The organism is Pontibacter sp. CAU 1760 (assembly GCF_054482735.1).
Genome location: NZ_JBTLRL010000021.1, coordinates 21,842 through 47,389 on the forward strand (window position 1 = coordinate 21,842; position 25,548 = coordinate 47,389).

The following is a 25,548-nucleotide window of genomic DNA, read 5'->3' on the forward strand; positions in this document are numbered from 1 at the left end:
TAATCGTTAAGCGTTTTCAAGTATCGTCTTAGGCTTTACAGCTTTCTTGCTGTTCCATTGCAACTCACCGTTAATCCTGCCTGACTCCTGTAGGCTTGTCAGTACCTTCAGGCGCATCAGCAGTGAATTGCGGAAATCGCCGTCTTTAAACTCCATACCCATCAAGCCATCTCGGAGCTCCTCGATAGACTGCTTCAGGGTATACTGTGGCACATAGTCCGGTGCAAGCTTTTTGTAGAGGTCAAAATTAACACGGTATGAACGCTTGTCTGGGGCTGCATCCCTGTTCACGGTCACCTCTGTGCCAGTGATGATCTCACCGACTGCATTGGCTAGCTCATGCACCTGGTAGTTCCAGTCGTTTGACCCGGTGTTTACGGCCAGAAACTCTCCTCCATTGCCGGCATTGCGCGTAACGGCCCATTCAATGGCAAGCGCCATGTCTTTTACATGGATAAGTGGTCGCCAAGGGCTGCCATCGCTTAGGATATTAATCTTGCCGGTTGCCACTGCGCCTGCCACAAAGTCATTTAGCACCAGATCAAGGCGTAAACGGTCGCTCATGCCACAAGCCGTGGCAAAACGCAAACAAGTTACCGTAAAACCGTTTCCGGCCAGGGGTGCCAGCTCTTTTTCGGTCGCTACTTTGGAGCGTGCATAAGCCGTAAGCGGGTTTAACTCCGAATCCTCGGTTTTGGCTTGCTCAGAGGCTGCGCCATACATGCTGCAGCTCGATGCAAACACGAAGTTCTTCACGCCCGCTGCCTTAGCTAATTCAGCGATGCGCACACTCGACTTATAGTTTACATCCAGCGTAATGTCCTCAAATTTGGTACCCATCGGGTCGTTGGAGATGGCTGCCAGATGCACAACAGCGTCAACACCCTCCAGCACCTGCGCAGGAATGGTGCGTACATCGCCATACAGCTGTATGTCCAGTTGGCTCTCCGGAAGTATGGGTGCATTCGTCAGGCATGACGCAAAGTAAGCCATGTCATACCCAATCAATGTAGCTTCGGGGTGAGCTGCACGCAAGCGTTCCACCACACCGGGGCCCACATACCCCATATTGCCAGTTATAAGAATTTTCATTTGTAGAATATTATCGATTAGAGAGATGTCTTTTGTTAAGCACAGAGAAGGTATGCTAGTTCAGTGATTTGTGCAGCATCTTGTGCCACACGTTCCAGGGGGCCTTGCCGCTTTGCCAAAGGTCTTCCAGCACATGCTTGTCACGTAGCGTGTCCATCGGCTGCCAGAAACCACGGTGGCGGTAAGCGGAAAGTTCTCCTTCTTCGGCCAGGCGCTCTAGCGGCTCCCGCTCCCAAATCGTGCTGTCGTCGGTGATATAGTCAAAAACCTTGGGCTCGAGCACAAAGAAACCACCGTTGATCCAGGGCATATCACCCCCTGTAGGCTTTTCCTTGAACTGCGGAACCCTGGTAGCCTCCGTAGAAAGCGTGAAAGCGCCAAAACGACCTGGCTGCTGCACTGCCGTAAGCGTGGCCAAAGTGCCCTGCTCCTGATGGTAGCGCACCGCTTCCGAGATATTCACGTCGCTTACACCGTCGCCATACGTAAGGCAAAAAGTATCATCGCCCACGTATTCCTGCACACGCTTTAAACGCCCGCCCGTCATGGTCCCCTCTCCGGTATCCACCAGCGTCACCTTCCACGATTCTGTTTTGTTCTTGTGCACCTCCATGGTGCTGTTACGCATGTCAAAGGTTACATCTGAATTATAAAGGGCATAGTTGGCAAAGTACTCTTTGATCATATGGCCTTTATAGCCGCAGCAAATCACAAAATCGTTGATGTTATGGTGAGAGTAGATTTTCATGATGTGCCACAGAATGGGCTTGCCACCAATTTCTACCATCGGCTTGGGACGGACGCCACTTTCTTCACTGATTCTTGTTCCGAAGCCACCTGCCAGAATAACTGCTTTCATGTATAAGGGTTTTTAAGGGTTCTTAGAATGTACTCTCCAAACGAAGATTGGTTTGCACCATTTCGCTTGCGGGATTTTTCATTGATACGAAGATTTCTATATTTGGATGTTGACAGGTAGGATTTTTATAAACTTTGACGTGAAGGGAATTGCACCAACAGTTTTAAGGCAATAAGCCATAACAAAAGCGGCGCCTCGTATCCCTTAAAACTAATAGGGATGCAGGGCGCTGCTTTGAAAGGTAGCGTTAATAATAACTGATGCATGAACAATCTCTCAACTCCTACCCTTCTCCTGCCCTGCTGTTCAATAGTACTCTCAATTTACTTTAAGCCAATTTGTTTGCCCGTTGTTGGAGCAAGTGCTTCAGGGTGACAAATATGAACATGCTGTTTGTAAGCAGGTATCGCTTCCAGAGGCGACGGGGCTCCAGCCATAGGCGGTAGGTCCACTCGAGCGACATGTTTCGTGCCCATTGCGGAAGGCGTTTCTCCAGGCCTGCATACGTCATGTATGCCTGCCCAACCCCTAACATGCATGCTTTTACTTTGCCTTTATGTGCAGCCATCCAGCGCTCCTGTTTCGGGCAGCCTAAGGCCACGAAAACCAGATCCGGGTTGGCTTGGTTGATCATGTCTGTGATTTCCTCGTCTTCCGCTTCCGAGAGCTTCCGGAAAGGAGGAGAATATGCGCCTGCCACACGCAGGTCCGGCAGTTCTCGTTTCGCTTTTGCAACCAAGGCTTCTAATACCTCGTCTGTGGAGCCATAAAAGTAGACCGACTTGCCACGGGTTGCAGCCTCCTGGAGCAGGCGCGGTAATAAATCCATACCTGCTACGCGTTCCTGCTGCTGGCCGTAAAATAGCTTTGAGAGCTTCGTGACAGGGTTTCCGTCGGGTGTGGCCACATCCGCCTGGTTCAGTATCTGGTTGAACTCCCGATCGCGGTAGGACTCCATCAGCATGTGCACATTAGCGAAGCAGACATAGGACGAATCTTTATGATCTGTCAGCCAGAAGATATGGTTGACAAAATCATCGAAGGAGCCTGCAGAGATAAGAGATGAAAGTAGCTTTCGCTTTTCCTGCAAGGGCGGCACAGGTATAGCTGTCATAGTGTTCGGGGTTTTAGTAAGCATTCTTCTCGCCTTTAACCATGTTCCATACAGTCAGGAAGATGATCTTCATGTCCATCATAAAACTCCAGTTTTCCATGTAGCGCACATCATATTCCACACGCTTCTCCATCAGTCTTAGCTCTTTGGTCTCGCCACGGTAACCGCTTACCTGAGCGTACCCGGTGATGCCCGGCGTAACGAAATGGCGCATTTTATATTTTGAGATCACCTTAGAGTAATGGTCCAGCTGGGATACCAGGTTCGGACGTGGCCCTACCACAGACATGTCTCCGAACAGCACATTGAAAAACTGTGGCAGCTCATCCAGGCTTGTCTTGCGGAGGAAAGCCCCGAAGCGCGTGATGCGAGGATCGTTTTTAGTTGCCTGCAACTCCGTTTGTGCGTTTACCCGCATGGTTCTGAACTTGTAGCAGACAAACAGCCGGTTCTTTTTGCCAGGGCGTAACTGCTTGAAGAAGATAGGCCCCTTTGACTCAAGCCGAATAATCAAAGCGATGATCGGCAGCACGATTGGGAAGATCAGCAGGATTACAGCCAGAGAGAAAGCGATGTCAAACAAGCGCTTCATCACGCGGTTTGAGGCAATTTCCAAAGGCTCCCGACGAACACTGATCATCGGCACGTTGTGATAGAAGTACATGTTCACATCCTTCTGCACGATCGCGCTGAAATCAGGCACAATGCGGAAGTACACGAAGTTATCGTCTGCAAACTCCGTCAACTCGTCTATCTGCTCCTTGTTGTTGAGCGGAAGGGTATAGTAAATCTCGTCGATGCTGTGCTTCATGCAATACTCCTTCAGGTCCTCGACGCCACCTTTTATCTGGCTGCTGTAAGGACTTAACATATCTGCATTATCATCGAAGAAACCCATAAAGCGTGTTCCGAGGTCGTCGTTGGTATCCAGGGTCTGGTGCAGTGAAGTGGCAGCCGGGCCTGTCCCGACAATTACATAGCGGGTATGGGCTACGTCGGACTTGGTGAAGTAGCGGTACACGAACATAAGCACCAGGCGGCTGAAGCCAATCAGCAGCAGCGTGGAGAGGTAAGTATACAGCAACAGCAAACGAGACAGTTCTTCCAGGTTGAAAACAACGATGCAACTCGCCAAGATAAAGGCATGCAGTATAAAGGCGTTCAGAATATTGGATAGCCTTCTGTCGCAGGAGAAGAAGCCGTCTATCCGGAACATAAAGTTAGAGAAGCCGGAAACGATCCACCACACCAGGGCAAAAAGCACAAAGAAGATGTTGTACTCGTGCTGGAGATCTGTGGTGCCGTAGCGAATGACGTTCGAGAATTTGAAAGCTGATGCAATAAGGGTTACATCAAGTATTAACAGGAGAACCCGGTTAAAACTGTAGTAGTGTCGGAACTTATTCATATTTATAAAAAGTGTAAATATTCAATCATAATTCATTACTTAATCCTGTTACTTTAAAATATCAAACCTCAACTGTACGTAACTTCTTCCCTCAGTTTAACATTCGGTTGTTAGGATTCCCGCTAGCCGTTGATCTGAACTTATCTGCTGTTCAGGTTGAGCGTTTGACAGAGCCATTTGATAAAATCCTTTTGCTGCACACGTGTTATATATAGTGCCTCTAATGAGATAAACGACTCGCTCCCAATTACGGTGTCACAAACATTAAGGTTTGTGATTTATTCACATTTATTAATAAAAACAAATTGTTTAATATATGGGAATCATTATATATAAAACTATATAATTAACTAAAAGCCAGTACTTAATAAAGTTAACAGTCAAAAAATATATGCAGACCAATCTCGAAAACAAGGATGCATTAATTGAACTTTACAATGATTTTTTTAAAGCTGTGATTGGAATCGATCATGCGGCTGCACCATCCTGTCGCTTGCACAACTATCCGTTTTATAAGTGCAGTTTACAACACTTTTAAGTGAGATACATGAAATGATAAAGCCGCAATTATTTGACTTAAACTTCAAATAAAAAAGATAAAGAAAAACCTATAAATTTTTTCCTTATGTATGTTTAATGCAACAAATGCAGAGGCACTATTACATTCATAATATTATATATATATAATTAAAAATATAACAGAATGCTAGTACATATTTTCTCAAAAACAAGCAAAAGGCTATTTAAATCAGCGATTTATTGAATAATAAATTCAATTGGAATTGTTGCGCACAATATATTTAATCCATTACCTTTAGCGAGTGTTTGGATGTGGCCGAAAATGAATTTATTATATTTACATTTACCACAAGCTAATAAACCATCACTATTATTGAACTTAACTGAGTAAGTTGCCCTTAAGCATTTTGTCCTGGCGGCACTTTGCCAGTGCAATAACAGTATAGCAGCACCAGGCATATAATCCATCACTCCGCCTAACATTATCCCGCGCATTAAAGCAGGGTATAATTTGTATGCATTGACGATTCAAGCGAGAGCAGCCTTGCCGCCGTTACCTGAATGCCATTATTAAGAAAAAGACTATAAAAAACATCTACAGCTAAGACGTATGCAGCCGATTTTTAAAGGAATCCTCTTCATTTTGCTTCTTGGAATGAGTGGGCTTTTTCCTTACACCCTTTTTGCGCGCGACTGTACACCTGTGATAACAGTATCCGGCAACCTCTGCCAGGAGGGACAGGTATTGCTCACCTCCAGCGAGGCGAAAAGCTACCTTTGGTCAACTGGGGCCACCACCCGTTCCATCACAGTTGCCGCTGAGGGCAGCTATTCTGTGAAAACCGTACAGGAGGATGGATGCGAAGCGACGTCTGCCACCAGGCAAATCAACAGAGGGCCTGACGCCAGCATCGAAGACCCTATCAACTTCTTTACTTCCTGCAGTTCCACAGGAGGGAGCGCCAGCTTTAAACTCACCATCGAAAATACCTCCACCACCAAAGCATCTAACACAAGCTACAAGATCAGCTGGGGCGATGGCGAGGTGGTAACACTGGGCAGGGACTTTAACAATGCAACCCATACCTACACAGGAACAGGCTTCTTTAGCCTGGTACTGGAGGTTACCGGTGAAAGCGGCTGCACCAGCAGCACCACAAAACGTGTTTTTATTGGAAGCAACCCCAGTTTGGGATTGGCCAGCCGGGGCAACACCAACGACTGCCTGCCGGAAACTTATACGTTTGATATCCTGAACACGCAGGGCAACTCCCCGCTTACGGTTTATACCATTGACTTTGGCGATGGCACGCCTATCCAGACGTACAGCCACGCAGACTTACCGAGAGAAATTGAACATACCTACACAGTTTCTTCAAAAGACGCCCCTAACAACGCTTTCACCATGAAGGCTACCGCAACCAACCCATGCGGTTTTACTCCGGCCACAGTGGGTGGAATCCGGATATCGGAGGGGCCGGAAGCTGAATTTGGAACTAGCCAGGAGGTGGGCTGCGTGAATGTGCCTGTCAACCTAAAGGACATGACAATTGTAGGCTTTAACGCGAACACGATAAACCCTAGTGCAGGGTCGGCCTATACCGTTGAGTGGGAGATTTTACCCGCTACAGGCTGGCGTTACCAAACCGGCAATGCCACCTCCAAAAACCCAACAGTCGTTTTCACGCAGTCCGGCGAGTACACCATCCGCATGACCTCTACCCCGGTTGGCACAGGCACCAAATGCACCAGCAGCACGAAAGAGAGAAAGTTTTCGGTGAAAGACCCCGCCACCGCAGACTTCGAACTCATAAACAACGGCAGTTGCGCACCGGTAAGGCTGGCGGCCCAGAATAAATCGACGGGTATGGCCCTGAACTTTAACTGGCAGGTGAGCCCTGCTGCAGGATGGGTGTTTGCCGAAGGTACAGCGCAGAACTCAAAAGACCCGGTGTTCAGTTTTACAGCTTCCGGGAATTATACCGTCACCCTGACGACGTCGAATGGCTGTGCGACAGAAGTGAAAACCCAAGCGGTAGTCATTCAGAACAAGCCTACTGTAGTTTTGCCGGGCCCGCAGGTATATTGCGGACCTCAAACAATAGCTTTCATTGCCGATAACCCAAACCATGCCCCGCAATACGACGCGCAGTCAGGTACTATCAGCAACTACCTCTGGACGGTTACCGGGCCGGAGGGCAGCACTTTTACGAACGGCACTGACCAGCACTCCGCTAACCCTAGCCTGCAATTTACAGCACCGGGCAAGTACAAAGTAAGTGTTGAGGTAACGAATGAGTGTGGAAGTTCAGCGCCCGCCACGCAGGAAATAACGATTGGCAGCATACCGGTTTTGGCGGTGTCATCTCCGAGAGCCTCTATCTGTGTGGGCGCCAGCACGACCATCCGCGTTTCGGGGGCCGACACCTATGTATGGGAACCAGCCGCAGGCCTGACTGCCACCACTGGCAGCAACGTTACCGTAAATCCATCTGTCACCACGACCTATACAGTGACAGGTACCAATGCCGAAACCGGTTGCAGGAGCTCTGCTAGGTTCACTGTAGTGGTAAACCCGCTGCCACCGGTCACAGTCGCTTCGGATGTTGCCGCCATCTGTTATACCCAGGGCCAGGCAACGCTAACGGCAGTCGGTGCCGATAGCTACACCTGGTATCCAGCCACTGGCCTGAGCGCCACCACCGGCAGTACTGTTATCGCCACTCCCCTTGCCACCACGACCTATAGCGTCATTGGTTTAGATGCTACCACCGGCTGTACCAACTCGGCTACCGTAACTGTTACAGTAAATCCACTGCCTGAGGTTAACGCCGGTCCGGATTTAGTGGTGTGCAATGCCCCGGTTCCTACGCAATTGCACGGAAGCCCTGCAGGCGGAACCTGGAGCGGCCCGCATGTCACCTCAGACGGCCGCTTTACCCCTACTTCAGCCCTGGCCACTTATGAGCTTACCTACACCTATACTGATCCGCTCGGCTGTACTGCTGCAGATAAGATACTGATGAAGGTAGAGGAAGTTCCGGTGGCGGATGCCGGCGCTGACCGGGTGGTATGCCTTAACAGCGGATCGTTTAAATTGCAGGGCAGTCCGGCAGCCGGGGTTTGGTCTGGCACTGCACACGTGACGCCGGACGGGACTTTCACACCTGATGCCGTCGGTACATTTACCCTGATCTATACCCATGGCACCGGCAGCTGCGAGACCAGCAACGAAATGCAGGTAACCGTAAACCCCTTGCCGCAGGCGCCAACAGCCGAAGGTGCGCTCATTTGCCCAGGTTTTGGCAGTGTGCTAACAGTAAACAACCCAACGGACCTGCTTGCCTGGTATGATGCTGCCGTTGGCGGCAACTTGCTGGGCGAGGGGCCAAGTTTCTCGACCCCAGTGCTGGAGCAAACCACTACGTACTACGTGCAGAAATCCGTGGAGGGCGGCTGTACCAGCCCCCGAACCGCTGTAACCGTTACGGTGCGCCCTCCTACTCCTGCGCCAGTAGTAACTCCTGTTGCCCTTTGTGGGCCAGGGAACGTAGCCACTTTGGTTGCAGAAGGCAATGCAACTGTTTATGAGTGGTTTGAGGTTGCCTCCGGCGGCGCGCCCATCGCAACAGGCCGTACTTTCGAGACTACACCTTTAAGCGAGAGCAAGACCTATTACGTGCAGGCCAGCATCGAAGGCTGTCTGAGTCCTCGCACAGCGGCTGCCGTTACGGTATACCCTGTCCTGACCGACAACACCTTGCGTGCGGTGCCAGTGATTTGCGCCGGACAATCACCAGCTGAAATCATCGGCTCTATGCCGCAGGGAGGCGACGGCACTTACCAGTATGCCTGGGAAAGCAGCATCACCGGTCCGGCAACTGGCTTCTCGACCATTGCAGGAGCAAACGCATCCGCTTACCAAGCACAGGCCCTGACGCGCACCATCTGGGTACGGCGCGTTGTCAAATCTACGGTGTGTACGGATGTTTCTGAGGCTATTGAAATTGTGGTAACACCGGCCATCAGCAACAATATCATACGCAACGCACAGACGATCTGCGAGGGCGATGTGCCGCTACCTTTTGAGACGGAGCCATTGGCAGGCGGAAACGGTACGTATACTTACGTATGGGAAAGTAGCACTGACGGGGTAAGGTATACCGCGGCAGCAGGCACGCATACTTCCGAGACTTATACTGCCCCCGCACCGCTTACCCAGAATACCTGGTACCGCAGAGTGGTATACTCAGGCACCTGCAACAGCGACATCAGCGCCGCCCTGCTGATTACGGTCCAGCCTGCCATCCGAAACAATACCCTTGCATCGTCGCTGCTCACGCTGTGTTATGGCGAAGCCCCGGCGGCTTTCACGGGGGTTGGCAACATATCCGGCGGAAACGGCAGCTACAGTTATCTGTGGGAAATCAGCACGGACGGCACCACGTTTACGCCTGCCCCCGGCACCCGAACCAACAGCGCCTACCAGGCACCGGCCCTGACCAGTACTACCTGGTTCCGACGCCAGGTGACTTCGGGCACTTGCTCCAGCTTCTCACAAGTGTTGCGGGTAAACGTAGCCGAGCCGATCACCAACAACCAGATCAGCGAGAGCCAGACCATTTGTGAGGGCAGCGCTCCTGCCACTCTAACAGGCACTGCGCCAGCCGGAGGTTACATCCCGCAAAGCAACAACGCAGGTTACACCTATGTGTGGGAGTACGCTACCACTGGCCCGAATGGCACTTACCGCCCTGTTGCTAGAAACGGCAACGGAAGCAGCTACTCCCCGGGGGTGTTAACCACAACCACTTGGTTCCGCCGGATAGCCCAGACTGAGGCATGCGCCAACCTGTCGAATGTAGTAGAAATCACTGTGAATCCTGAGATCAGAGAAAACATCATTCAGGCTTCTCAGGTGATTTTTGCGGGCCAGGTTCCGGCGCCACTGATCGGTTCTACGCCCAAAGGCGGCGATAACAGCTATACCTATGCATGGGAGTACAGCAGCAACGGCGACAACTACCAGCCGGCTCCTGCCCCGAATACCGGCAAGAACTACTCGCCGCAGGCCCTCACGGAGCATACCTGGTTCAGGCGGATCGCATACTCAGGTGGCTGTACTTCGGTGTCGAATGAGGTGAAGGTCACCATCACTCCGGCCATTGGCAACAACAACATTCAGGCTGATCAGGTAATCTGCTTTGGCAACGTGCCTGCCACCCTGGTCGGATCGATGCCGATCGGTGGCAAAGGGAACTATACCTACCTGTGGCAGCAGAGCACCGAAGGCCCTGAATCTGGTTGGCACACCGCCACAGGGTCAGGAAATACCCAAAACTATACCCCACCGGCGCTTACCCAGGAAACCTGGTTTCGAAGAGTCGTGATTTCGGAGACTACCAGCCACAGCAGCGCTGCCGTTATGATTTCTGTGAAACCTGCCATGAGCAACAACGTCATCAGCACCCGGCAAACGGTCTGCTTCGGCACTGCGCCTGCCACCCTAACCGGTACCAATCCGGCTGGCGGAAGCGGGAAGCATACCTATCACTGGGAGATGAGCACGGCGGGGCCAAACACGGCCTTCACTACGGCACCCGGCGACAACAACAAGCAGGATTACAGCCCAGGGCCGCTAACCAAAACAACTTGGTTCCGACGGGTGGTGACGTCTGAGTCGTGTAACGCGCTGGTGAGTGCTTCGCTGCAGATCATGGTTACCCCCTTGCCGGAAACCCCGTTGGCAGCGGCAGTGGTAAACATTTGCTCCGGTGAAAGCGCCACACTCACGGCCCAGGGCCGCGGGGGCCGGTTAGAGTGGTTTGCCAGCGCCTCAGGCGGCACCCTATTGCAGGTTGGCGGTTCGTTCCGGACGCCAGCCCTGACACACACCACCAGCTATTACGTGCAGGAAGTGTCGCAGTCCTGTGCCAGCGTGCGCCAGCGCGTGGAAGTAAAAGTGACCGAGAACAAACTGTATGCCGGGGAGGATGTGACGGTAGTGAAGGGACGCAAAGCGCAGTTGAACGCCAGCGGCGGCCTGACTTACAGTTGGTTGCCGGCAACCGGAATGGACAACCCGAACATCGCCAATCCGCTGGTGACCCCGGAAACCACAACCGTGTATACCGTAACGGCCACGACAGCAGAGGGATGTACTTTTACGGATGAAGTAGTGGTCACTGTGCTTCCGTTTATATCCATCCCGAACACGTTCACCCCGAACCGCGACGGCATCAACGACTTGTGGGAAATCGAGAACATCACTAAATACCAGCAGTGCCGCGTGAAGGTCTTTAACCAGTGGGGCAACATGGTATTCCAATCGGAGGGGTATAAAGAGCCCTGGGATGGCCGCTTTAACGGGCGCGAATTGCCTACTGCCACTTATTACTACATCATCGAACTCGGCCAGAATGAGAAGCCCCTCTCCGGCAGCATCACGATTGTTAAATAATGCGCTATATGAACAAACTTTTAGCTTTTGGGCTGTTGCTTGTCCTGGCAATGGGCACCGTTGTGGCGCAGCAGCGCCCCCAGTACACCCAGTACACGCTCAACAATTACCTGCTCAACCCGGCCATCACCGGAATAGAGGATTACGCGGACCTGAAGCTGGGCTCCCGGCACCAATGGTCGGGGCTGGAGGGCGCGCCGGAGTCTTACTACCTCACGGTGCACATGCCCCTGGACAAAGACCTAACAGCCAACTACCGTAACGCCAGCAAAAGAGGGAGTGTGCCGAAAGAGGTCACCTCCAAAAAAACGAACCTTTACCGACGGGTGCGTGCCCACCATGGCTTAGGGGGGATGGCCATGACAACCAGAACTGGCCCTCTGAAGCGCAGCTCTATCTCGATGAGCTACGCCTATCATCAGCCGATTACCCGCAAGTTGCGTGTGGCTGCCGGCGTGTCTCCGGGCCTGCTGCAGTATAGCCTGGACCCCAACTACGTAACCACGGCCAAAGGAAACGACCCCGCTATAATGGATGGACGCGTGAACGAGACGAAATTTGACCTGAGCATGGGCCTGTGGATGTACTCTGAGAACTGGTACATTGGGGCATCGGGAGCACAGTTGGTGCCAAGTAAGCGGGAGTTAATCACGACAGGCTCGCCAGCCGACAACAAGGGAGAACTGCAGCAGCACTACTTCCTCACCTCTGGCTACCGTTTCGACCTGTCGCCTACGTTCACGGTCATCCCTTCCGTGATGCTGAAGATGGCACAGCCTAGTCCCCTTGCCGTGGATGCAACCCTAAAAGCGCTTTATAGCGACAGAATATGGGTAGCGGCTACCTACCGGCACCAGGAGTCGGTTGCAGCTATGGCCGGCATTAACATCAGCCACCTGTTTGACCTGGCCTACTCGTACGATGCGGGCACCTCCCCCCTGGGCAACACGAATGCCGGAAGCCATGAAGTGGTACTGGGGTTCAAGATCAGTAATAACCGGAAAGTTATCTGCCCGCGATGGGCCTGGTAAATCCTCAGAAAATACTAAGTTTAGTTTATTTAGAATTAAAAGGGCAGCTATATTAGTTGCCTCTTTTATTTTAGCCCATATCCGTTAATTTTGGCTACTGATACTTAGGTATAAAGACCCTTTCTTTAACTCAGTTCTTAAGCAATAACAGATGATGATAAAAGCGATCGGTATACTATTCGGCTTGGTTCTCCTCTCCTTCGTGGCGGTGCAATACAACGACCCCGACCCTGCCCTTTGGATGGCGATTTATGCTATCGCAGCCCTGATGAGTTTTATGGCGGCCTTCGGTAAGGTTGGTCCTGTGGTGCTTTTAGCCGCAGCGGCCCTATACTTGGCTGGAGGAATTTATATGTGGCCCAGCCAGTTTGAGGGGATTAGTATTGGCGGCGGTGAGCTCAAAAATATCGAGGAGGCCCGGGAATCATTGGGGTTGTTTCTGTGCGTGGCGGTATTCCTGGCGCTGGCACTCCTCCATAAATATGCCCCGTCAACCAAGGCAAGGATATAAAAAAAGGGCTGCACAAGCCAAATGCCTGAGCAGCCCTAATAGGTTACAGGCCTTGTGCTAAATCTGCTCGGCCTTAAAGCCTGCTTTTTCTACTGTCTGCTGGATGGTGGCGCTGTCCAGCGACTCTGTTTTTACTTCCAGCACTTTGTCGGGGTTATCCGTGTCTACTTTCCACTCCTCTACTCCGTTCAGGTTGTTCAGGTGCGGGGTGACGGCTCTGATGCAACTGCCGCAATTTATCGTTGTCTTGAATTTATAGGTTTTCATACTTAACATAATTTTTAAACTGATTACTAAATATTAAATTACTAAAACTTCTGGGCTCTTAAACGGAGGCTGTTACTAACCACAGATACCGAACTGAGGGCCATCGCCGCACCAGCCACCATGGGGTTCAGCAAAAAGCCTGTGAACGGGAAAAGCACGCCTGCCGCCACAGGGATACAGATCACATTGTAGAAAAACGCCCAGAACAGGTTCTGACGGATTGTCTGCACGGTTGCCCGCGACAACTTTATGGCTCTGGCTACCTGCTGCAGGTCCGAGCGCATCAGCGTGATGCCTGCCACATCCATGGCTACATCCGTGCCGTGCCCCATGGCAATGCTCACATCGGCTGTGGCAAGCGCCTGCGCATCGTTTATACCGTCTCCCACCATCGCCACGCGCCTGCCTTGCGCCTGCAGTTTCTTCACGAATTCCGCCTTATCGTTTGGCAACAGCTCCGCCTGGTAATGCGTCAGCCCAACTTGTCGGGCAACTGCAGCTGCCGTATGCTGGTTGTCGCCTGTCAGCATGTACACTGCTAGTCCGGCCTCCTGCAGGGCTTTTATACCTTCTGCCGCTTCTGGCTTTATCGGGTCACTGACGGCAAAAACGGCCAGTGCCTGTGCTTCGGTTGCAAAGTAAATCGCTGTTTTAGCATCCTGCTGCAATTGTTGTGCCGCTTGCACAAGCTGCTGGGGCAACTGCACCTGCTGTTCCTGCATCAGTTTTTCGTTGCCAGCCAGGTAACGTTTCCCATCAAAGTGAGCTTCTATACCCAATCCTGTCAGGCTGCTGAAGTGCTCTGGCTGTATATTCTTCCTGTTCTGAGCTTTATAATAGGTATAAATGGCTTGCGCCACCGGGTGCTCAGATTGTGCCTCCATAGAGAAAAAGTACTGCTCCAGCTTCTCCCGATCCTCCGTCTGCTCGGCCCATACTACATCTGTCACAGCTGGTTTTCCTGCTGTAATGGTACCCGTCTTGTCCAGTAGCACGGCGTCCAGTTGATGGGCTTTTTCGAGGCTCTCGGCATCTTTGATCAGAATACCGCTCTCCGCGCCACGGCCTACGCCCACCATAATGGCTGTGGGTGTGGCCAGCCCGAGGGCACAGGGGCAGGCAATCACCAGCACTGAGATAGTAGACAGCATCGCCTCTGTAAAATAGGCCTCCCCTCCAAATACAAGCCAAAGCACTAAAGTAAGCACCGCGATGCCCAGCACAATCGGCACAAATACACCCGCTATTCTATCCACCAGCTTTTGCACAGGCGCCTTGCTACCCTGCGCCTCCTGCACCATCCGAATAATCTGGGCTAACGTAGTCTCGCTGCCTGTTTTCCTGGCTATCAGTTGCAGGCTTCCCTTCTGGTTGATGGTACCGGCGAACAGCGCATCTCCAGGCTGCTTCTGCACAGGTAACGGTTCCCCGCTCAACATGCTTTCATCCACGTATGAGCCTCCAGCCACTACCTCGCCATCAACCGGCACGCGCTCGCCTGGCAGCAGCAGTACGCGGTCACCCAACTGCACCTCTTCTATCTTTATCTCCAGTTCAGTTTCGCCTCGCACCACACGCACCGACTTGGGTTGCAGGCCCATCAACTTTTTGATGGCCGATGAGCTACGGTTCTTGGCATTTTCCTCCAGGTACTTGCCCAGTAGTATGAATGCGATGATCACGGCCACAGCCTCATAGTATACATGCGGCACCAAACCACGGCTCAGGAAAAACTGCGGATAAACGGTATTGAATAGGCTGAAAAGAAATGCGATGCCTGTACTAAGGGCAACCAGCGTATCCATGTTAGCCCGTAGGTGCCTGGCCTGCGCCCAAGCGCCCACAAAGAACCGCTGTCCAGCCCATAAAAGCACCGGGGCAGTAAGCAGCAGCATAGCCCAGTTGCCCCACGCAAAAGTATCATGGAAAAACATGCCCATCATAAAAACTGGCAAAGCCAATACCCCGGCCACAACCGTACGGCGCCGGAGTCTGCTCAAAGCCACCTCTTGTCGCTCTTCCAGTTCCTCCTGCGTTTTGTCTTCTACCAGCAGGTCAAAGCCGATTTCCTTAACTGTATCACGCAACTGACTCGGGGTAACGGAGGATGGCGTGTAAGCTACCTGGAGCGTTTTGCCCGCAAAGTTCACGTTCGCCTCCAGCACCCCCTCACGGGCACGCAACATACTTTCAATGCTGCTGGCACAGGAAGCACAGCTCATCCCTTCTACCGGAAACGTGGTTTTCTCTATCTTTTCTGCTGTGATCGTTTTCATATACTGCCTCAATTAATCTCTCTACAAAGATACCCTGCCAACCAGCCCAAAGCGTTACACAATTCTTGCAAAGGGTTATATGTTTATCGAATTGGTAGCCCAAAATACTGTCAGCTGAACTAGGTGTTCGAATTTAATTATTTGAATAATTCAACATTAAAGTGAATTTATATTAATTGAAGATCCATTCACGGGTTCTTTCAACTAATTAAAGCGCAATTAGCTAATTTTACATAGCTTTGATGTTAAGTTAATTGCTTATTATACAAGCTCCATCTGTATCTGACACAACGGAATGGTTGCTTATGATATAGAACGAAATTTAGATTTACGGGATTAAAGTGCCTTCATGCATTCCACTTCAAAAGATAGTTACCCAAATCGCAACCTGGCCCGAACCATACGCTACATCGGATTATCCTTTGCATGCCTTGCTTTCGTGTTGATTGTGGTTAGCGCGACCTCGCTGCATATCGCACGCCAGGTACAAGCGCGCTACCAAAATCAGCTTGCAAACGAGTACTATAAGCTGGAGTTAGTGAACAGGCTTTTTGATAATAAGGAGCAGTCCCAAATTCTGGTTCGCGCAGACCTCTATACCCCAGACCCCGCCAAAAGTGACAGTCTGCGGGAAACCTACACCCTGCGCTTTGCCCAAAACACGCAGGTACTTATACAGTTAGATACTATCCTGAAAGACGAGTCGCAACGAAAAATCATACGTGAACTCACACAGGAATGGACTGCCTCACGCTGGCTGGTGCGTTCGCTTCAGCATATGCAGGACAACGGCGACATGGAGGGGGCCTTGGGTTACCTGCGAACCGATGTTGCCCCGTTTTACATGCGCTATCAGGCACTGGTCATTAAACTTAATGATCTGCTGACCTTAGGAGTCAAGCAAGAAACAGGAGATGCCATCCAGATGGTGTCAGAGGCAGTCACGGATTACGCTTTTTTACTGCTGCTCGCCTTCTTCTCCGTTATTTTGGCAGCTTACCTGCTTCGCAGAGTGTTTAAGCAGCTGCACAGAGAAAACAAGACCCTGTCCGCTGAGATCTGCGAAAGGCAGGCATTACAGAAAACACTGCTAAAGAAACAGGAGGACTACCGTAACCTCTTCGACGGCAACCCGATTCCTTCGCTGGTATATGACCAGAATAGCCTCAGAATCCTGGATGCCAATGCCGCCGCGCTGAAGGAGTATGGCTACTCCCGCGAGGAGTTCCTTGCGATGACTGTGGCAGACATCCGGCCAGAGGAGGAGCTACAGCAGTTCTTGAATAAATTAGAAGCGTTGGACAAGAGCTCTGACGCCAGCACGAAGGGGTATAAGCACCAACGAAAGGATGGCTCAACTTTCAGCGTCGAACTCCGGTCGCATGCCTTGCCTGTATCCGGAGAAGTTTTTCCGCGCTTGGTTGTAGCCGTAAACATGCAAAACCAGGAGGAAGCGCTGGAAAGGCTGAGCACAAATGAGAAACTCCTGCGTGAGGTAAGCTCTAGCATGCCTGGCGCTGTGTACCAATACCAAATGGAAGTCGACGGTAATTTCAGCTTCCCATACATCAGTGAGGGTATCACTGCACTGTGTAGCGTTACGCCGGAAGAGGTATACAAAGACCCGTTGCAGCTTTACAAGTATCTGGATTCTTCTGACTACCTGGAGGTGATCAGAACAACGCTTGAATCCTACCATAACTTAACCCCCTGGGAACAGGAAATAAGGGTATGGCGCCCTGAACTAAAGAAGTATACCTGGGTGCGCGGCCACAGCCTGCCTACCCGAAAACCCAATGGCGCTGTGCTGTGGAACGGCACTTTTATCGATATAACTAATCAAAAGGAGGCTCAGGAGCGGCTCCATTACAACGAGGCTAATCTGCGGGCCTTGCTCGACAGTTCCCTGCAGGCTATTTTCCTGCTGGATGAGCACCTCAAGGTGATCGATTTTAACAAGGAGGCCGCCGCCGATGTAAAGCGCTACCTGCTCACCGAAGTTCAAACCGGCAGGAGCATGCTTGATTATGTGGCTCCGGCTCAGGTGCCGGAACTGCAAGCAAACCATGCCCGCGCCATGCAAGGCGAAAGCATTGTATATGAGCAAGGGCAGGGAAACTTCTGGCACGAGCTTGCATTCCAGCCTGTAGTGAGCCCAGACCAGTCCATACTGGGAGTGGCGCTCAGCATCCGGAACATCTCGGCACAAAAGAAAAGCTTTGAGACCATTAAGCGCAACGAATTGCAACTGGCCCGCGCCCAGCAACTGGCCAGGCTAGGCAGTTGGGAATTCAGCGTGCGGTATGACGAGCTCACGTGGTCGAGCGGCACCTACGATTTGTTTGGCGTGGCGAAAGACGGGTTTTCCCCAACCATGCACAACATGCTGCAGCGCATCCATCCAGAAGACCGGAAGCAGGTGAAGGCCCGGCGTTTGGAGGCTATAAACTCAAAGCAGCACCTGAACCTGGAATACCGCATCCTGTTGCCAAACAACCAGATCGCAAACGTGCAGGAGGTAGCCGAGACAGTCAGCGACGAAACAGGGGCAGTTATTAGCCTGTATGGCACCGTTCAGGACATCACGGACCGCAAAAAGGCCGAGCAGGAAATAACAGAGGCAAAGAACCTGCTGCAGAAGACGATTGAGAACATTCCTGAGATCATATTCGCGGCAAAGCCCGATCTGTCCATCATCTACATCAGTCCGCAGTGTGAGCAGATTACAGGATATCCTGAAACCGAGTTCATCGGGGAAAGCAATTACTGGATGCAGGCAGTGCACAGCACCGAGAACCTGCCGCTGGTACAGCGCGTGTTGCCAGAGTTGCTGGCTGGGAAAGCGCAGGAATATGAAATGCGACTGACAGACAGTGTGGGCCGGATACGCTGGTTGTTGTTGCGGATGTCTCCAGAAACAGGGCTTAGTGAGGGGGTAACTCAAATCTACGGCTCCGCCTCAGACATGACTGCTTACAAGGAAGCGGAAACAAGGCAGCAGGAACTCTCAAAGCAGTTGATGAAGCAAAACCTGAACTTGCAGCAGTTTGCCTATATCGTGTCGCATAACCTGCGGGCGCCTATTGCCAACATTCTGGGCCTCACCTCTATCTACAACCGCGACGACGCAAATGCCCCTATCAACAAGAAGGTAGTTGATAACCTGGTTAAATCAACCAACCTGCTTGATTCAACCATAAGAGACCTTAACGATATCTTAACAATACGGAGCGAGGTCGAGGCTGAGTATGAGCATGTTGAGTTTAACTGTCTGATGCAGGATGTGCTGGATATGCTAAAACTGAATGTAAAGCACTGTGAATTAGAATTGTCTTATGATTTCAGTGCCGCCCCAAGCGTAAACACAGTGCGGAGTTATGCCAAAAGCATCCTGCAGAACCTGCTGTCGAATGCCATCAAATATAAATTTCCTGATAGAAAACCCATCATTAACGTTTATACATTAAAGGTTAACAACTATATTTGCCTGCGTGTAGAGGATAACGGCTTAGGCATTGACCTCGAAAAGCAGAAAAACAACATCTTTGGGCTCTATAAACGGTTCCATAAAGGTATTGAGGGGAAGGGCATAGGGCTGCACCTTGTAAAAACCCAGGTAGAGATGCTTGGCGGTAAGGTAACAGTTGATAGTATACCCCAAAAAGGCACTACTTTTAGTGTATACTTTAAGATGAGCTAATAATTTTACAAGATGAGTACATTGAAGAAGGTAGTATTGATTGATGATGACCAGGTAAACAACTTCGTTTGCGAGAGTATTATCCGCAACGAGAAGTTTGCTGACGAGGTAATCAGCTTTGAATGGGCCGAAGATGCTTTAAAGTACTTACAGGATGAGTCTGCCAAAGGCAAGGAACACTTTCCGGACCTTATTTTCCTGGATATCAACATGCCGGGCATGGACGGCTGGTCGTTTATTGACGAATACCGCAAGCTGCCTTCTGCCACCACGGCGCACTGCTCACTTTTCATGCTTTCCTCCGCCGTAGACCGAAAAGACATCCTGACAGCTCAGAGTAATGAGGAAGTGAAAGAGTTCTTTTCAAAACCCCTCTCCCCGGAAATTCTGGACATCATCCGCGAAGAGTATATCAGCTAAAAAGCCTTATTCTTTTTCAAAAATAGGTGAAGTAAACCTGAACTTACTCTAATCAATTGCCATTATCCGCTGAGTGCTTTCCTAATCCTCTTGCTAGTCTTGAATAAGCCAATATTGAGGCTACAAGCCTAGTTATGTGGTGAAAACAAGTCGCTATACTATTCCTATCGGTTCCTGTAAAATCCCTGTTAAACTTCAACGCTTGCTTTTGTTAGCTGCTACCCATTTCACTCTAAAGGACTAATACGGCTTGGCTGGCTTCTCGGCAATCTATTATCTCCAATTCCCTTCCTAAGTTAAGATTTCATAGCAACCTGTCTATATACAAACATCGATATATATTTGCACTTTACATTTAATTAATTGAAAAATAAAGACATAAAACCGTAACTAAGAATAACACATCACGTAAGGCAATACAATTAGATTAATCTATAATAATAAAACTATTGTTATAGACAAAAGGCTTTTGTTTAACGCATATCCTTACGTTTATGAAGCAATTTTTTACTGTACTGGCGCTGTCTCTGTTCATGGGCTTCTCAGCCTCAGCCCAAACAAGTAGCGTGGGAAACAGCCCGGAATTTGAGGCAAGAGTTACTGCTATTACCCGCGCCATGACTCTGAAATTAGAGTTGAACGAGCCCAGCTACATCAAATTAAAAAACCTGAACCGGGAGCGCCTGACGCAAACGGAGGCACTGCTACAAACATATCAAGATGATCGCGCGGGGTTAGAGGTAAAATTCAAAGAAGTTGAACAGGCTTATGAAAAACAGCTGTACGTGCTCCTTTCAGAAAAACAACGCGAAGCATATGCTGCTTATAAAGCAGCGCCCACCAGGGCACGATTCGTATCAACTGCCCAGTAGCTTTATCAGGGAAACCAACCAGGATGCTATAGGCCAACTGACAATTGACCTATAGCGAAAGGCAATAAAAAAGGAGGCCGCCGAAGTATTCACTTCAGCGGCCTCCTTTTACTAGTACCCAAAGCCTTACTTATCGTCGGCTATAGTCAGCGTCATCCGGCTTTTCTTCATCATCCCCTAGCGGCTGATCTCCTCGCCTGATTCCAGCCACATTATCGTCCATACCTGTGTCACTGCCTTCAAATTCAAAGCCTGGCCCCTGTGCATAAGATTCTATGCTATCGGGGTCGTTTGCGCCATAGCCTGTCGCTTCGTTGCCCCCAATATGCAGGTTCTCAAGTTTGTCTTTCTGCCCTGGCCGCTCGGTTTCACCATTTTGGCCAATGTTGCGCTTTGCTGTCGGGTCCGGGTGGTTTCCCATCCCTACACGGTCTCTGTATTCGTTGTTTATATTATCCGGTGATTTATCTTTCTTATCGCTCATAGCTTCTTTAGTTTTTTTGTACTATCAGTATACGATGGGTTAGTGCACATGTTTATATACTAAACATAATAAACCAACCGGATACTAACATTTAATCGCTGCTGTCATTCAATTTCCAGTCATAGGTATAGTAGCCCACTTTATACCCTGCCGGCAAAGGGTTGCTACGGTAACCATTGATGTATGCCGCCACAGAAGGAGCCTTTTTCAGGAAGTCATCGCGGTACCAGTTGAACAGCTCAGAAATCTGCACCGTCTTACCCGACGGCTTGACCTGGATAAAGCTTAAATCCTGAAGCGCTTTCCGGGTTTGCGACTCCAACTGTTCCTCTACCCGCTCCGGGGTATAAGCTGTGTTCAGCAATGGCGGGCACGACCTGGCTGCACACACCAAGGCAAAGTGCACACGGGCATCCTGGAAAGGAGCCAACAGCTTTTTCTTTTCCAATTGATTTAAAGTCAGTTGCTCACCAGCCACCCGAAACTGCCGTCTGTCAAAAAAGCCGGGCACGTCCATTACTGACTTCAACGGATAATGCTGCAACACCTGGTGCAGCACCAGTAGGTTGTATGCATTTAGGTAAAAAGCCTTTTGCTCTGCCTCAGAAGCACCTACCAGCTTATATCCCCCCACCTGCTGTACCAGCTTCTGTAACTGAGCCTGGTTTTGATGCAGTGCCTTATAATTAACCTCCCCCCCTTGCACATATTTTTGCAGTAACTGGGAAGTACCGGTATAAAAATCATCCTGCTGCTGTGCGTGCAGTTGTGCCAGAGGCGACATACAAAGCACGAAGCTCAAAAAGCTTAACAACAATCTGAAACGAAGTCTATCATTCATAAATATTACCTATATAAAAGCTCGGTGTATGATTAACCATACACTAACAACTACCGCACCGTTCTGTTATCTTTGCAAGTAATTTAATGGCAATGGCACCTCTACAGTTAAATTGGCGTTAGACAGAAGTACAAAAGAGCTCACTTATGAAACTTACCAAAATATACGATCCGCGGGAAATGAACTCATACCAGTTTGTGGCTGCCACAGGCTTGGTTATGACCATTGTCGCCAATATTATCCTGCTGCTGATCGGGAAGGCGGTCCAGAACTTTGAGGCGCTTTACCTGTGCTGGCTCGTGTTTTTTGTGTTGGGCACTATTGCGAATTTTAACAGCAACCCCGACGACCACGATCACCACCACCACCATTAACAAATAAGCAGCACAAGCCAGGATTAACGAAGGCTATATGGATTTTTTGCCATTGATAAACCAGCATTTCCGCGAAGGGCCATAGGTGGTTTAATGACCAGCATTCAGCGTCATTTTAGTTGAATGCTCCCTAAAAAAATCAGGCTACCGCAATGCAGTAGCCTGATACATAAAAAACACAAACGCTGATTTTTGTTGGCTTAAAAGGTATAGCCAACGGATGCTTTTGCCACTCTATTGAAAGTGTCGAAACTGCCGTTCTTGTCTACCGTGCTCAAGCCATAGTCGTAGCCTGCACTGATATTGAAGCCGCTTGCGAATTTGTAGCCCAGGCCTCCACTCACGGCCACATCCACTTCCCGGATCCTGTTTTTGATGTCAAATTCCTGGTTGACTGCATTGAAGCCAAAAGCACCGGCTCTTGCTTCCACTTTATTAGACACGAGGTAAGATACCTGCGGCCCCGCATAGAAATGGAAGCCTTCTCCCACATATACTCTCGCCAGCAAAGGCAAATCCAGGTACTCAGCCTTGTTGGTCACTGTCAGGTTAGCTTTCAGGAACTCTGAATCCTGAATCGGAATTTTGCCCCTGAGCACAGTTCCTTTCTGCGAATACTGTAACCCTGGCTCTATCTCGAAGCCCGGCAATATAGGTATGGTAACATACCCTCCGGCATGGAAACCCGTCCGCATCTCCTGCATTATGGCGCCGTTTGTCTGATTGGCAAGGTCCTGCACACTCTGCATCGTCTCCCCTTCCCAGTCAGCCACGTTAACACCCGCCCGAATACCAAACCGAACCGGAGAAGTGGGCGCGCTGGTAGAAGGTGCTTTTCTGGTACTATAACTTTGGGCGCTGGCCCCTCCGGCAAATAAACCGATGGCCGCTATAAGTAAACATATCTTTTTCATGGTCTGCATAGCTTTTGAATGGTAAATAACTAAGGATAAGCTGCGCTGCTTGCTGATGCAGAATGGAAATATCATGCCAAAACAAAATCGGCTATACCTTCACCATCAAGATCAACACCTATAGCTTTGATAATCAATTAATTACAAGTGAATAAAATCTTCAGCAAGCCACAATTCATACACAAAAGTGAATTATAATAGGTGTATCCATATAAAACATTCAGTTACTATGTAGCATATAACTCACTGGACAGGGCCTGAATAAAAGCAGGGTATCGCGCCGGGGGAATACCAGTGGGAAGTCCTTTGCGGAGTGTTAGCCTTAGGCCCTCCCGCCCCGCTCGCGCACCAAATCCTGCAAGCGCTGGGCATTGAAAGCGGCATAGCCATACTGGTCGTTGTCGAAGTAGAGATACACATCGCGGCCCTGGTGCTGCCACTCCAGGCAATTATTAGCCCACCACGAAAGCGTGTCCTCGGGGTAACTGCCTGCATACTTGCCCTCGGGACCATGCAGGCGCACATACACAAAATCAGCGGTAACTTCCATTGGCGACAGGTGCCACTCCAGTTCATAGATGCAAAAAGCTGCCTGGTGCTGCCGAAGCAATTCCAGCACGCCCGGGCTATACCAACTGTGGTGGCGGAATTCAAAAGCATACCGATACCCTTTAGGCAGCGCCGCCAGAAAACTCCCCAGCCGTTCCTCATTCATGTGCCAGAACGGGGGAAGCTGGAACAGGATGGGGCCAAGCTTCTCCTCTAAGCTATTCACATTCTCGAAAAAGCGGGCAATGCTTTGCTGCGGGTCCTTCAGCTTCTTCATGTGCGTGATAAAACGGCTGCCTTTCACAGAAAACAGAAAATCTGGAGGCACAGCAGTGCGCCAGTTCGCGAATGTCTGGGCGGAGGGTAATTTGTAAAAAGAGTTGTTAATCTCCACGGTGCTGAAAAACTGCTGGTAGTGGCCCGTAAAGTCCTTTGGCTTCATGCCGTGGGGGTAAAACGCGCCAACCCAGTGCTTGTAGTGCCAGCCAGACGTCCCGATATAGATGCTCCTTTCCATGGAAGGGATATACCGCCTCCTGCTTCAGAAAGTTAAGCTGGATCCTTCGCATTTGTTTCTCCGATCATGCGCCGTCCTTACACTTATAGAAGCTAATTGGAACTGATGGTACAGCGACAGGCGGCAGGGATAGTAAGTGACAAGTATGAAAGTTAGCATACACCCTAAAACTTAGGGCTGCAGCAGGATAAATTTATAGTTAGCTTTGCACCCGAAACAGAAGGATGTAGCGATGAGCGAAAAAACACAGGTGCGCCTGAAGCAACTGGCCGTGCACAGGGTAGGCAACAAAGCAAAAGATGAGGGCGTGCTGGCCTCTAAAGATGTGGTGGACCTTCGGGATGAGCAATTGAATGATTTGCTCCTGAACTACTTCATCACCCCTTTTAAGCAAGAGGAGTTTTTTAGGTTCACCCATACCTCCGACATTACCCTGAATGAGATGTTTGCCTATTCCGCACTCATCTTCAGCGAGCCGTCCAAATTCCTGGAGTACTCCATCCATATCCTGAACCACCTTTACGAGCAGTCAGATCACCCGAAAGTAAAAAGCGGTGAACTGTACGTGGTGCATTTTGGCGGCTGCCTGATGGACGATGCCTTTGTAGACGCTATCGGCATTTTCAAGTCTGAGAACAAAGACACTTTCCTGACCATACAAGACAGCAACAACGACCTAAGCGTCGATTACCATACCGGCGTGAACCTGAAGAGCGTGGACAAAGGGTGTATGATCTTCAATATGGAGGCGGAGGACGGCTTCCGGGTAAAACTGGTGGATGCCAACAGTACTGACGCCGTTTTTTGGAAAGAGGATTTCCTGCACGTAACGGAGCTCAAGGACACTAACTTTAACACCAAGGCGGTTCTGAACCTGTGCAAAGACTTCTCGGAAGAGGTGTTTGCCCGCACCGAGAGCAAAAAAGCACAGGTTGAGTTTATGAGCAAGTCTGTGGATTACTTCTCGAAGAGCGAGATGTTTGACCTGGAGGAGTTTACCAGCAGCGTAATTGACGAGCCGGAAACAAAGGAGCGTTTTAAAAACTATAGCCAAACCTTTGCCGAAGAGCGTGACATCGAAGGCTTCACCGATTTTGCCATTAACAAAAACACGGTGCGCAACATGAAGCGCAAATTCCGCAACTTCATTAAGCTGGATACCCAGATCGAGATCAAGTTCAGTGGGCATAAGCCCGAACAGAGCGAGCAGTATGTGGAGCGTGGCTTTGATCAGGAACGCGGCATGCACTTTTATAAAGTATACTTCCACAGCGAGAGTTAACGTTTATGCAATACAGAGCATAAAAAACCATGGTGATTGGCTTACCCAGCACCTGTTT

18 protein-coding genes are annotated in these 25,548 nt (G+C 50.1%); 8 read left to right on the top strand and 10 right to left on the bottom strand.

What is annotated here, in order from left to right; translation table 11 throughout:
* Positions 1–6: 6 nt before the first annotated feature.
* The 4 genes from ACXYMU_RS19995 to ACXYMU_RS20010 all read right to left on the bottom strand — a co-directional run bounded on the left by ACXYMU_RS19995 (position 7) and on the right by ACXYMU_RS20010 (position 4,473).
* Complete coding sequence (locus ACXYMU_RS19995; protein WP_458988198.1) at positions 7–1,092, bottom strand: NAD-dependent epimerase/dehydratase family protein; 1,086 nt, start codon at positions 1,090–1,092, stop codon at positions 7–9.
* A 55-nt stretch (positions 1,093–1,147) separates the two neighbouring features.
* Positions 1,148–1,951 (bottom strand): glucose-1-phosphate cytidylyltransferase, encoded by an 804-nt coding sequence (gene rfbF, locus ACXYMU_RS20000; RefSeq protein WP_458988199.1) that lies wholly within the window; start codon positions 1,949–1,951, stop codon positions 1,148–1,150.
* A gap of 328 nt (positions 1,952–2,279) precedes the next feature.
* A complete protein-coding gene (locus ACXYMU_RS20005) occupies positions 2,280–3,065 on the bottom strand; it encodes a WecB/TagA/CpsF family glycosyltransferase (RefSeq protein WP_458988200.1) in 786 nt (261 codons plus the stop codon).
* Between the two features lie 13 nt (positions 3,066–3,078).
* Positions 3,079–4,473: an undecaprenyl-phosphate glucose phosphotransferase gene (locus tag ACXYMU_RS20010; RefSeq protein ID WP_458988201.1), complete on the bottom strand. Its 1,395-nt coding sequence runs from the start codon at positions 4,471–4,473 to the stop codon at positions 3,079–3,081.
* A gap of 1,222 nt (positions 4,474–5,695) precedes the next feature.
* On the opposite strand from ACXYMU_RS20010, the gene ACXYMU_RS20015 reads away from it, so the two are divergent.
* From ACXYMU_RS20015 to ACXYMU_RS20025, 3 genes are all read left to right on the top strand, one after another.
* A complete protein-coding gene (locus ACXYMU_RS20015) occupies positions 5,696–11,452 on the top strand; it encodes an Ig-like domain-containing protein (protein WP_458988202.1) in 5,757 nt (1,918 codons plus the stop codon).
* Positions 11,453–11,460: 8 nt separating this feature from the next.
* On the top strand, positions 11,461–12,483 hold the full coding sequence (locus ACXYMU_RS20020; protein ID WP_458988203.1) for a PorP/SprF family type IX secretion system membrane protein: 1,023 nt from the start codon (positions 11,461–11,463) through the stop codon (positions 12,481–12,483).
* A gap of 151 nt (positions 12,484–12,634) precedes the next feature.
* Complete coding sequence (locus ACXYMU_RS20025) at positions 12,635–12,994, top strand: transmembrane 220 family protein (protein WP_458988204.1); 360 nt, start codon at positions 12,635–12,637, stop codon at positions 12,992–12,994.
* Positions 12,995–13,051: 57 nt separating this feature from the next.
* Here the strand turns inward: ACXYMU_RS20025 and ACXYMU_RS20030 are convergent, their stop codons facing one another.
* Entirely contained in the window at positions 13,052–13,261 is a 210-nt protein-coding gene (locus ACXYMU_RS20030; protein ID WP_458988205.1) for a heavy-metal-associated domain-containing protein, read from the bottom strand.
* Between the two features lie 41 nt (positions 13,262–13,302).
* Entirely contained in the window at positions 13,303–15,537 is a 2,235-nt protein-coding gene (locus ACXYMU_RS20035) for a heavy metal translocating P-type ATPase (RefSeq protein WP_458988206.1), read from the bottom strand.
* Between the two features lie 349 nt (positions 15,538–15,886).
* Here ACXYMU_RS20035 and ACXYMU_RS20040 point away from each other — a divergent pair, with 349 nt between their 5' ends.
* From ACXYMU_RS20040 to ACXYMU_RS20050, 3 genes are all read left to right on the top strand, one after another.
* A complete protein-coding gene (locus ACXYMU_RS20040) occupies positions 15,887–19,237 on the top strand; it encodes a PAS domain S-box protein (protein ID WP_458988207.1) in 3,351 nt (1,116 codons plus the stop codon).
* A gap of 12 nt (positions 19,238–19,249) precedes the next feature.
* Positions 19,250–19,657, top strand: a complete 408-nt coding sequence (locus tag ACXYMU_RS20045) for a response regulator (RefSeq protein ID WP_458988208.1) — start codon at positions 19,250–19,252, stop codon at positions 19,655–19,657.
* A 494-nt stretch (positions 19,658–20,151) separates the two neighbouring features.
* On the top strand, positions 20,152–20,529 hold the full coding sequence (locus ACXYMU_RS20050; protein ID WP_458988209.1) for a hypothetical protein: 378 nt from the start codon (positions 20,152–20,154) through the stop codon (positions 20,527–20,529).
* 130 nt (positions 20,530–20,659) lie between these two features.
* Here ACXYMU_RS20050 and ACXYMU_RS20055 read toward each other — a convergent pair whose 3' ends face one another.
* Together ACXYMU_RS20055 and ACXYMU_RS20060 are read right to left on the bottom strand one after the other, a co-directional pair.
* Positions 20,660–21,013: a hypothetical protein gene (locus tag ACXYMU_RS20055; RefSeq protein WP_458988210.1), complete on the bottom strand. Its 354-nt coding sequence runs from the start codon at positions 21,011–21,013 to the stop codon at positions 20,660–20,662.
* A 91-nt stretch (positions 21,014–21,104) separates the two neighbouring features.
* Positions 21,105–21,854, bottom strand: a complete 750-nt coding sequence (locus ACXYMU_RS20060; RefSeq protein ID WP_458988211.1) for a DUF547 domain-containing protein — start codon at positions 21,852–21,854, stop codon at positions 21,105–21,107.
* 146 nt (positions 21,855–22,000) lie between these two features.
* On the opposite strand from ACXYMU_RS20060, the gene ACXYMU_RS20065 reads away from it, so the two are divergent.
* Complete coding sequence (locus ACXYMU_RS20065) at positions 22,001–22,228, top strand: hypothetical protein (RefSeq protein WP_458988212.1); 228 nt, start codon at positions 22,001–22,003, stop codon at positions 22,226–22,228.
* A gap of 200 nt (positions 22,229–22,428) precedes the next feature.
* Here the strand turns inward: ACXYMU_RS20065 and ACXYMU_RS20070 are convergent, their stop codons facing one another.
* Both ACXYMU_RS20070 and ACXYMU_RS20075 read right to left on the bottom strand, forming a co-directional pair.
* A complete protein-coding gene (locus ACXYMU_RS20070; protein ID WP_458988213.1) occupies positions 22,429–23,142 on the bottom strand; it encodes a porin family protein in 714 nt (237 codons plus the stop codon).
* 322 nt (positions 23,143–23,464) lie between these two features.
* Entirely contained in the window at positions 23,465–24,208 is a 744-nt protein-coding gene (locus ACXYMU_RS20075) for a DUF72 domain-containing protein (RefSeq protein WP_458988214.1), read from the bottom strand.
* Positions 24,209–24,440: 232 nt separating this feature from the next.
* Between ACXYMU_RS20075 and ACXYMU_RS20080 the strand changes: the two genes are divergently transcribed.
* Positions 24,441–25,490: a nucleoid-associated protein gene (locus ACXYMU_RS20080; protein WP_458988215.1), complete on the top strand. Its 1,050-nt coding sequence runs from the start codon at positions 24,441–24,443 to the stop codon at positions 25,488–25,490.
* The last annotated feature ends 58 nt before the right edge of the window (positions 25,491–25,548 follow it).

Coding starts and splice junctions, on each gene's coding strand:
- ACXYMU_RS19995 (WP_458988198.1), bottom strand. CDS start 1,092: ATGAAAATTCTTATAACTGGCAATATGGGGTATGTGGGCCCCGGTGTG.
- rfbF (WP_458988199.1), bottom strand. CDS start 1,951: ATGAAAGCAGTTATTCTGGCAGGTGGCTTCGGAACAAGAATCAGTGAA.
- ACXYMU_RS20005 (WP_458988200.1), bottom strand. CDS start 3,065: ATGACAGCTATACCTGTGCCGCCCTTGCAGGAAAAGCGAAAGCTACTT.
- ACXYMU_RS20010 (WP_458988201.1), bottom strand. CDS start 4,473: ATGAATAAGTTCCGACACTACTACAGTTTTAACCGGGTTCTCCTGTTA.
- ACXYMU_RS20020 (WP_458988203.1), top strand. CDS start 11,461: ATGAACAAACTTTTAGCTTTTGGGCTGTTGCTTGTCCTGGCAATGGGC.
- ACXYMU_RS20025 (WP_458988204.1), top strand. CDS start 12,635: ATGATGATAAAAGCGATCGGTATACTATTCGGCTTGGTTCTCCTCTCC.
- ACXYMU_RS20030 (WP_458988205.1), bottom strand. CDS start 13,261: ATGAAAACCTATAAATTCAAGACAACGATAAATTGCGGCAGTTGCATC.
- ACXYMU_RS20035 (WP_458988206.1), bottom strand. CDS start 15,537: ATGAAAACGATCACAGCAGAAAAGATAGAGAAAACCACGTTTCCGGTA.
- ACXYMU_RS20040 (WP_458988207.1), top strand. CDS start 15,887: ATGCATTCCACTTCAAAAGATAGTTACCCAAATCGCAACCTGGCCCGA.
- ACXYMU_RS20045 (WP_458988208.1), top strand. CDS start 19,250: ATGAGTACATTGAAGAAGGTAGTATTGATTGATGATGACCAGGTAAAC.
- ACXYMU_RS20050 (WP_458988209.1), top strand. CDS start 20,152: ATGAAGCAATTTTTTACTGTACTGGCGCTGTCTCTGTTCATGGGCTTC.
- ACXYMU_RS20055 (WP_458988210.1), bottom strand. CDS start 21,013: ATGAGCGATAAGAAAGATAAATCACCGGATAATATAAACAACGAATAC.
- ACXYMU_RS20060 (WP_458988211.1), bottom strand. CDS start 21,854: ATGAATGATAGACTTCGTTTCAGATTGTTGTTAAGCTTTTTGAGCTTC.
- ACXYMU_RS20065 (WP_458988212.1), top strand. CDS start 22,001: ATGAAACTTACCAAAATATACGATCCGCGGGAAATGAACTCATACCAG.
- ACXYMU_RS20070 (WP_458988213.1), bottom strand. CDS start 23,142: ATGAAAAAGATATGTTTACTTATAGCGGCCATCGGTTTATTTGCCGGA.
- ACXYMU_RS20075 (WP_458988214.1), bottom strand. CDS start 24,208: ATGGAAAGGAGCATCTATATCGGGACGTCTGGCTGGCACTACAAGCAC.
- ACXYMU_RS20080 (WP_458988215.1), top strand. CDS start 24,441: ATGAGCGAAAAAACACAGGTGCGCCTGAAGCAACTGGCCGTGCACAGG.